The sequence below is a fragment of the Streptomyces sp. NPDC002265 genome (genome assembly GCF_040296125.1).
Taxonomy (GTDB): domain Bacteria; phylum Actinomycetota; class Actinomycetes; order Streptomycetales; family Streptomycetaceae; genus Streptomyces.
Map to the genome: position 1 here is coordinate 1 of NZ_JBEOWS010000403.1, position 8,240 is coordinate 8,240.

Annotated in this window: 9 protein-coding genes; all 9 read left to right on the forward strand. The window is 69.8% G+C overall.

The features are described 5' to 3' along the window. Nucleotides 1-84 precede the first annotated feature (84 nt). The 9 genes from ABT085_RS40585 to ABT085_RS40625 all read left to right on the forward strand — a co-directional run bounded on the left by ABT085_RS40585 (nucleotide 85) and on the right by ABT085_RS40625 (nucleotide 8,191). The gene (locus ABT085_RS40585) at nucleotides 85-729 is read left to right on the forward strand and encodes an HAD family hydrolase (protein WP_351620323.1); all 645 of its coding nucleotides are present in this window, start codon (nucleotides 85-87) and stop codon (nucleotides 727-729) included. A gap of 92 nt (nucleotides 730-821) precedes the next feature. After that, entirely contained in the window at nucleotides 822-1,568 is a 747-nt protein-coding gene (locus tag ABT085_RS40590; protein WP_351620326.1) for a VC0807 family protein, read from the forward strand. A gap of 66 nt (nucleotides 1,569-1,634) precedes the next feature. Continuing rightward, nucleotides 1,635-2,858, forward strand: a complete 1,224-nt coding sequence (locus ABT085_RS40595; RefSeq protein WP_351620329.1) for an MFS transporter — start codon at nucleotides 1,635-1,637, stop codon at nucleotides 2,856-2,858. Next, complete coding sequence (locus ABT085_RS40600) at nucleotides 2,809-3,981, forward strand: acetoin utilization protein AcuC (protein WP_351620332.1); 1,173 nt, start codon at nucleotides 2,809-2,811, stop codon at nucleotides 3,979-3,981. Before ABT085_RS40595 ends, ABT085_RS40600 begins: the two co-directional genes overlap by 50 nt. 429 nt (nucleotides 3,982-4,410) lie before the next feature. Then, nucleotides 4,411-5,226, forward strand: a complete 816-nt coding sequence (locus ABT085_RS40605; RefSeq protein WP_351620335.1) for a phosphatase — start codon at nucleotides 4,411-4,413, stop codon at nucleotides 5,224-5,226. Nucleotides 5,227-5,357: 131 nt separating this feature from the next. Further along, nucleotides 5,358-5,570: a helix-turn-helix domain-containing protein gene (locus ABT085_RS40610; RefSeq protein WP_015658719.1), complete on the forward strand. Its 213-nt coding sequence runs from the start codon at nucleotides 5,358-5,360 to the stop codon at nucleotides 5,568-5,570. A 131-nt stretch (nucleotides 5,571-5,701) separates the two neighbouring features. Continuing rightward, a complete protein-coding gene (locus ABT085_RS40615; protein WP_003948845.1) occupies nucleotides 5,702-5,800 on the forward strand; it encodes a 30S ribosomal protein bS22 in 99 nt (32 codons plus the stop codon). Nucleotides 5,801-6,047: 247 nt separating this feature from the next. Next, nucleotides 6,048-7,109 (forward strand): NAD-dependent epimerase/dehydratase family protein, encoded by a 1,062-nt coding sequence (locus ABT085_RS40620; protein WP_351620338.1) that lies wholly within the window; start codon nucleotides 6,048-6,050, stop codon nucleotides 7,107-7,109. A 14-nt stretch (nucleotides 7,110-7,123) separates the two neighbouring features. Then, nucleotides 7,124-8,191, forward strand: a complete 1,068-nt coding sequence (locus ABT085_RS40625) for a lysophospholipid acyltransferase family protein (protein ID WP_351620341.1) — start codon at nucleotides 7,124-7,126, stop codon at nucleotides 8,189-8,191. Nucleotides 8,192-8,240 lie beyond the last annotated feature (49 nt).

Here is an 8,240-nt window from a genome sequence, read left to right on the forward strand (position 1 = left end):
GGAGAGTAGGACGCCGCCGAACAAATTTTGAGAAAACCCCCGTGCCATTCGGCACGGGGGTTTTCTGCGTTTAGGCTCGACCTTATGCGCTATGACCTGGTTATTTTCGACAACGACGGAGTCCTCGTCGACAGCGAGCCGATCTCCAACCGGCTTCTGGCGGCCTATCTGACGGAACTCGGGCACCCCACCTCGTACGAGGACTCCATCCGTGACTACATGGGATCCGCGATGCACCGGATCCATGACCTCGTCCAGGAGCGCACGGGCCGGCAGCTGCCCCCGGACTTCGACGACGTCTTCCATGCGCGGGTGTTTGCCGCCTTCGAGCGGGAGTTGAAGCCCGTGCCCGGAGTCGCGGACGTCCTGTCGCAGCTGACGGCGGACGCCGTGCCCTACTGCGTCGCCTCGTCGGGCAGCCACGAACGGATCAGGGTGGGACACCGCACGACCGGACTCGACCGCTGGTTCGACGAGGACAGGATCTTCAGCTCCCAGGACGTCGGGCGAGGGAAGCCGGCGCCGGACCTGTTCCTGTACGCCGCCGAACGGATGGGGGTCCCGCCGCAGAGGTGCGTCGTCATCGAGGACAGCCCCCTCGGGGTCCAGGCGGCCGTAGCCGCCGGGATGGACGTGTACGGGTTCACCGCCATGACACCCGCGGAGCGGCTCGCCGGGGCCACCCAACTCTTCTCGGACCACGCGCAGTTGGCTGACCTGCTGGTGTGACCTGGGGCAGCGCGGCGCGCTGACATTTGTCATGCGGAGCTCCAGACGATCGTTTCTACTGGCGGACCGGGCCCGAGCGGGAAGCTGAGGGCATGACGACGAACACCGAGAGCAAGAGCCAGAGCCAGAGCAAGGCCGCCAACTTCGCGCCGCTCCTCGTGGACGTGGCGGTGCCGATCGGGTCGTACTACCTGTTCAAGGACGGGTTCGGGACGAGCACGCTGATGGCGCTCGGCCTCAGCAGCGTCGCGCCGGCCGTGCGCACCGCGTGGAGCGTCGCCAAGGAGCGCAAGGTCAACGCCTTCGCCCTGCTGATCCTCTGCGTCAACGTGGTCACGCTGCTGCTCAGTTTCGTCGCCGGTGACCCCCGGCTGATGCTCGCCAAGGACAGCGGCGTCAGCAGCGTCATCGCCATCGGCATCCTGGTCTCCGTGGCCCTGGGGAAGCCGATGATGACCGCCGGCATGAAGCCCTGGCTGGTGAAGGGCGACGCGGCGCGGGAGGCCGCCTGGGCGCGGCTCCAGGCGGGATCGCCGGCCTTCCGGCGGGCCGAGCGGGTCTTCTCGCTGGTCTGGGGTGTGGTGCTGCTCGCGGAGTGCGCCGTGCGGGTCGTGGGCGCGTACACGCTGCCCGTGGACACCATGGTCTGGCTCGGCTCGGTGATCCTCGTCGTCGCGATGACCCTCGGGTTCCTGATCAGCGGCGCGCTGGCCGCCGGGCCCATGGCGCACATGGTGATCGCCGAAGCCAAGTCCGAGGGCGCGGTGGTCGGCGGTTCCGGGCCGGCCGCGACCGCCGGAACCCGCGGTCCCGTCCCGGCGGTCGCCGCCGCCAGCTAAAGCTGAGCGAAATTCATCTTTGGCTTGATCTACCCACAGGTAGCCCGGGGCCCTACGCTCGCCGCCATGACAGATGTGCTGCGGCGCGGTAGGGCCTCGTTGGCGTTCAGTTTCTTCGCCCAGGGCGCCACCTTCGCCCTGCTCGTGACGCGGATCCCGGCCATCCAGGACCGGTACGGCGTCTCCGACGCGCTCCTGCCCGTCTTCCTCGCCGCCGTACCCGTCCTCGCGGGCGTCGGCAGTGTGACGACCGAGCAGCTGGTGAAGCGAATACCGCCGAGCCGGCTGCTGCGCTGGTCCCAGCCGGTGGTGCTGCTGGCGCTGCTCGGCGTCGGCGCCGGGGACCGGATGGTCGAGCTGGCGGTCGCGCTGGCCGCGTTCGGGCTGGCGGTGGGCGCGCTGGACGCGTCGATGAACATGCTCGGGGTGAGCCTCCAGCGGACGTACGGGCGCAGCATCATGCTCAGCTTCCACGCCGTGTACAGCCTGGGCGGGATCGTGGGCGCCTCGCTGGCGTGGGCGGGCGCGCACTGGCAGCTGGCGCTGTGGGTGTCGTATCTGCCGGTCGTGGCGGTGCTGCTGCCGGCCGCGCTGGTCGGCAGCCGGTGGTACGTCGACGGGGACTCCGAGCCGGTGGACGGAGAGAGCGGCGCGGAGGGCGGCACCGGGAGCGGTCTGGTGTTCAAGCTGCTGCTTCCGCTCTGTCTGGTGATGACCTTCGCGTACATCGGCGACTCGACCGTCTCCAACTGGAGCGCGAAGTACCTCCAGGACACCCTGGGGAGCTCGGAGCAGCTGGCGACCGTCCCGTACAACGTGTACATGGTGACGACGCTGCTCGGGCGGACGATCGGCGACTTCGGCGTACGGCGGTTCGGGGCCGCGGCGGTGGTGCGGCTGGGCGCGCTGGTCGCGGCGGCCGGGTTCGCCGTGGTGGCCGGGGCGCCCGGGGCGTGGGTCGGGATGCTCGGGTTCACCTTGCTGGGCCTGGGCCTGTGTGTGCTCGTACCGCAGACCTTCGCCGCCGCCGGACGGCTGTTCCCGGGGGCGTCGGACGCGGCGATCGCGCGGCTGAACATCTTCAACTACGTGGGATTCCTGATCGGTTCGCCTCTGGTGGGCGCGCTCGGGGACGCCTGGAGCTACCGCGGGGCCATGCTCGTACCGATGGTGTTGGTGCTGCTGACGTTGGTGTACGCCAGGTCGTTCGCCGCTCGGCCGGACCGATACGGTGGCGAGCATGAGCGGCCGCGCACAGCTGATGTGGGACGAGGCAGTAACGGGCTATGACTTCGGTCCGGACCATCCGATGGATCCGGTCCGGCTCGCCCTGACCCGGAGCCTGGTCGGCGCCTTCGGGCTCGACAAGGACATCGACGTGGTCGCGGCGAAGCCGGCCGGGGAGTCGACCCTGCGGCTCGTCCACCGGGAGGACTACGTCGAGGCGGTCAAGGCCGCGTCGGCGGATCCGGCGTCGGCGGACCAGTCGTACGGGCTGGGGACGGTGGACGATCCCGCCTTCGCCCGGATGCACGAGGTGTCGGCGCTGATCGCGGGCCAGTCGGTGGGGGCGGCGGAGGCGGTGTGGCGCGGGGACGCGTTGCACGCGGTGAACTTCGCGGGCGGGCTGCACCACGCGATGCCCGGCTCCGCCTCCGGGTTCTGCGTCTACAACGACGCCGCGCTCGCGATCGCGCGGCTGCTGGAACTGGGCGCGGAGCGGGTCGCTTACGTGGATGTCGACGTGCATCACGGCGACGGGGTGCAGGCGGCCTTCTGGGAGGACCCGCGGGTGCTGACGATCTCGTTGCACGAGCACCCCCGGACGCTGTTCCCGCAGACGGGGTGGCCGCAGGAGACGGGTGCGGACGCTGCCGAGGGCACGGCGGTGAACGTGGCGCTGCCGGCCGGGACCGGGGACGCGGGGTGGCTGCGGGCGTTCCACGCGGTCGTGCCCGAGCTGATCGCGGACTTCGGGCCGCAGGTGCTGGTGAGCCAGCACGGGGCCGACACGCACTTCGAGGACCCGCTCGCGCATCTGGCGGTGTCGCTGGACGCGCAGCGGGCCGTGCAGTCGGCCTGTCACGAGCTGGCGCACACGTACGCAGACGGACGCTGGGTCGCGCTGGGCGGGGGCGGGTACGCCGTGGTGGAGGTCGTACCGCGGTCGTGGACGCATCTGGTGGGCATCGCGGCGGGGCGGGAGATCGCCCCGGAGACGGTGATTCCGGAGAGCTGGCGGCAGGAAGTGTTCGCGCGGGCACGGGAGTTGGCGCCGATGCGGATGACCGACGGGCGGTGGCCGGTGGCTTGGGCGGACTGGGAGTCCGGGTACGACCCGGCCGACCGTCTGGACCAGGCGGTGCTTGCCACGCGGCGGGCGGTGTTCCCGTTGCGGGGGATGCTGGCGTAGCCGCTCCGCTGGGGGTGTTGTGACCTGCGGGTCCGTTGTGGCTGTTTGCGCAGTTCCCCGTGCCCCTGGGTGCTTGGGCTGGTGTTGCGGGTGGCCTGCGGGTCTGTGGTGGCTGTTTGCGCAGTTCCCCGTGCCCCTGGGTGCTTGGGCTGGTGTTGCGGGTGGCCTGCGGGTCTGTGGTGGCTGTTTGCGCAGTTCCCCGCGCCCCTGGGTGCTTGGGCTGGTGTTGCGGGTGACCTGCGGGTTCGTGGTGGCTTGTCGCGCAGTTCCCCGCGCCCCTGGGGATGTGGGGGTGTGGGATGTGCGGGTCTGTGGTGGCTTGTCGCGCAGTTCCCCGTGCCCCTTGGGGTGGGGGCGGGGTTAGGCCGACTGTGCGGTGTTCGGGGGTTTTGTGGGCGGGGGTGGTGCGGGTCCGTCAGCATCGCTCACGTGTTGAGCATCGGCGCTCTGCGCGCCCATCTGCTGACCGCGCATCTGGCCGGGCCCGTGGCCACCTCCAGGGAGGAGAGCCTGCGGAGCTATCGGCTGTTCGCCGCCCGCGATCCCCGCGTGCTGATCGGGCTCGATCCCGAATGGTCCTGGTCGCAGCGGGATCTGATCGGGCTGATGGCGGACAAGTGCGGGGTCTCGAGCGACCCCGGTTGTGTCTCCGGCCATGATGTGATCGACCCGGAGCGGACCCTCGCCGCCCTCGACGCCTTCGCCGACCGGCTCGCGGCGGTCGCCCGGCGCGGTGCTCCCGTGCTTCTCGGCACCGGGCACCCGCACCGTCTGCTCGGTTTCTACGCCGCGCTTGCGGACGCGTTGTCGGCGGCAGGATGTACCGTCATCGTCCCAGCGAAGGGTCGCTGTGTCGACATAACGACCCGGTTCGGTCTACGCACGTACAACCTTGATTACGTACAGGGGGTCGCGCTCGTAAGGGAACCCGACGCCGAACGCCCCGGTTGTGAGCCGGGCGCACATACGCACTCGCCGCTCCCGGTTCGTACCGCTCTGGCCGGGGCGGCCGACGCCGGCGGGCCCCTGCCGGAGCTGGTCATCGGGGACCACGGATGGGTCTGCGGGGCAGGTCAGCTGGGGTTCGAGGCCATCGGCCTGGCCGACACCGACGACCCCGCGCTTTTCGTGGGGGAGGCCGAGGGGTCCGTGTCCGTGGTAGTTCCACTTGATGACGCCGTGCGATCCGATTACTACCGTCCGCTTACCCGCTACGTACTCAATCGAGCGTGTCTGTCACAGTAGGCCGCGGATGGGTGCACCTCTTCCCCACTCGCATCACCCGCCCCTAGTCTGGGGAGTGAGCACGCAACGACGAAGAGTCACCGGAAGGGGAAGCCGGTGGCCGTCGAGTGCGGAAGGTTCAGGTGGGTGTCATGGGTGCAGCTGGCGAGAGGCCTCTGAACGAGGTTCAGTTCCTTACCGTGGCGGAGGTCGCCTCGGTGATGCGAGTTTCGAAGATGACCGTGTACCGGTTGGTGCACAGCGGTCATCTGCCCGCGATCCGGGTGGGGAGGTCTTTCCGCGTCCCGGAGCAAGCGGTTCACGAGTACCTCCGTGAGAGCTATGTGGGGGTGGAGACGGCCTGACGGCTGTTCCGGGGAGACCCGGAAACACCTCGATTACGACCTCAGCGCTCGGGCGGGTAGGCTAGCCCCTCGTAGGTCGTATGGGCCCATGGCGCCCAGCACCGAGTGATGAGAAGTGAGCGAGGGTAGTCGTGGGCTCTGTTATCAAGAAGCGGCGCAAGCGGATGGCCAAGAAGAAGCACCGCAAGCTGCTCAAGCGCACGCGCGTTCAGCGTCGCAACAAGAAGTAGGCGACAGCGCGAAAGCGTGTCACTGTGGCCCCCCACCGCGATAGGTGGGGGGCCACAGTCCTATCCGGAACCCGTGTTCGGAACCACTGTTTTGCGACACTCGCCGTCGCTTCGTGCATCGCGCGGTCATCACAGCGCAATATCGACCCGCTAAGTTGGCCGCAGACGGGGAACGCAGGCAGGGTACGAGGCCTGGGCAGGCGATGGACCCGGGCAGGGTGCGAGGTCGGGAAGGAAGGCGCTGATCTTGGGCAAGGTCGTGCTCGTGACCGGGGTGGCCCGTCAACTGGGGGGCCGGTTCGTCCGGCGCATCCAGCGCGACCCGCAGGTGGACCGGGTCATCGCCGTGGACGCCGTCCCGCCCGAGCACCATCTCGGGGGCGCCGAATTCATCCGGGCCGACATCCGGCAGCCCGCCATAGCGCGGGTGCTCGCCGAGACGAACGCGGACACGGTCGTCCATCTGGACGTCACCGCCACCGCCCTCGGCAGCGGCAGCCGGACCACGGTCAAGGAGACCAACGTCATCGGCACCATGCAGCTGCTCGGCGCCTGCCAGAAGTCCCCGACCGTCAAGCGGCTGGTGGTGAAGTCCAGTACGAACGTCTACGGGTCCGCACCCCGCGACCCTGCCGTGTTCACCGAGACGATGCCGCCCAAGTCGCTGCCCAGCGGCGGCTTCGCCAAGGACACGGTCGAGGTCGAGGGATACGTACGGGGATTCGCGCGGCGCCGGCCCGATGTGGCCGTCTGTGTCCTGCGGTTCGCCAACATCCTCGGCCCGACCGCGGACACGCCGCTCGTGTCGTACTTCGCGCTGCCCGTGCTGCCGACCGTCCTCGGCTACGACCCGCGGCTCCAGTTCGTGCACGAGGACGACGTGGTCGAGGTGTTGCGGATCGCCTCGCACGAGCCGGCCCGCGGCACCCTCAACAGCGGGACGTTCAACATCGCCGGGGACGGCGTCCTGCTGCTCTCCCAGTGCTCCCGGCGGCTCGGCCGCCCCACGGTGCCGCTGCTGCTCCCCGCGGTCACCTGGGCGGGCTCCCTGGTGCGTACGCTGGGAATGACGGACTTCTCGCCCGAGCAGATCCGGCTGCTCACCCACGGCCGGGTCGTGTCGACCGACCAGATGCGCGAGACGCTGGGATTCACGCCGAAGTACACGACCGCGGAGACGTTCGCGGACTTCGCCCGCAGCCAGGGACCCGGGCTGCTGCCGCCGGAGGCCCTCGCGGGGGCCGTCGACCGGATCGCCGCGCTGCCCCTCGCGGGCGGCGGTCACCCCCAGACGCCGAGCGCCAACTGAGGAGCGCACCAACGATGGCGGACGCCAAGGTCATTCCGTTCGACGACGACCGGTCCCGCGGGAGCGCCGTGCAGCGGCCGTCGCGGCGCCGCGGTGCGGGAAACCGGCGCAAGGGCGGTGAACCCGCCCGGGTCCGCGAGGTCCAGCAGGTCCAGCCCCTGCCGACCCCCGCGGCCGGACAGGATGATGTTCCTGTGACGCACGAGGAACAGCCCTCCCAGGGACCGCAGGACGGCGCGGGCAGCGGTCTGGAGCGCCGGGTGGCGAGCGGGCTGGCGTTTCTGCGCCGCCGCCTCACCGGGGACTACGAGATCGACGACTTCGGCTACGACGAGGAGCTCACCGACCAGGTCCTGATGTCGTTGCTCCGGCCGCTGTACGACAAATACTTCCGGGTCGAAGTGAAGGGCATCGAGAACATCCCGGCCGAGGGCGGCGCCCTGATCGTGGCCAACCACTCCGGCACGCTCCCGCTGGACGGCCTGATGATGCAGGTCGCCGTGCACGACCATCACCCGGCGGGCCGGCATCTGCGGCTGCTCGCCGCGGACCTGGTCTTCGTGCTGCCGGTGGTCAACGAGCTGGCGCGCAAGCTCGGCCACACCCTGGCCTGCACCGAGGACGCCGAACGGCTGCTCGCCCAGGGCGAGGTGGTGGGGGTGATGCCGGAGGGCTTCAAGGGCATCGGCAAGCCCTTCAGCGAGCGCTACAAGCTCCAGCGTTTCGGCCGGGGCGGCTTCGTCTCCACGGCGCTGCGCCAGGGCACTCCGATCATCCCCTGCTCGATCGTGGGGGCGGAGGAGATCTATCCGATGATCGGCAACGCCAAGACCCTGGCGCGGCTGCTGGGATTCCCGTACTTCCCGCTCACGCCGACCTTTCCGTGGCTCGGCCCGCTGGGTGCGGTTCCGCTGCCGACGAAGTGGACGATCCAGTTCGGCGAGCCGATCGCCACGGACGGCTATCCGCCGGAGGCGGCCGAGGACCCGATGCTGATGTTCAACCTGACCGACCAGGTCAGGGAGCAGATCCAGCACACGCTGTACAAGCTTCTGGTGCAGCGCCGGTCGGTGTTCTTCTGAGTTTCCCGCAGCCGGGCACGGCGATGGGGGCGGCCTTCCCGGGAAGGCC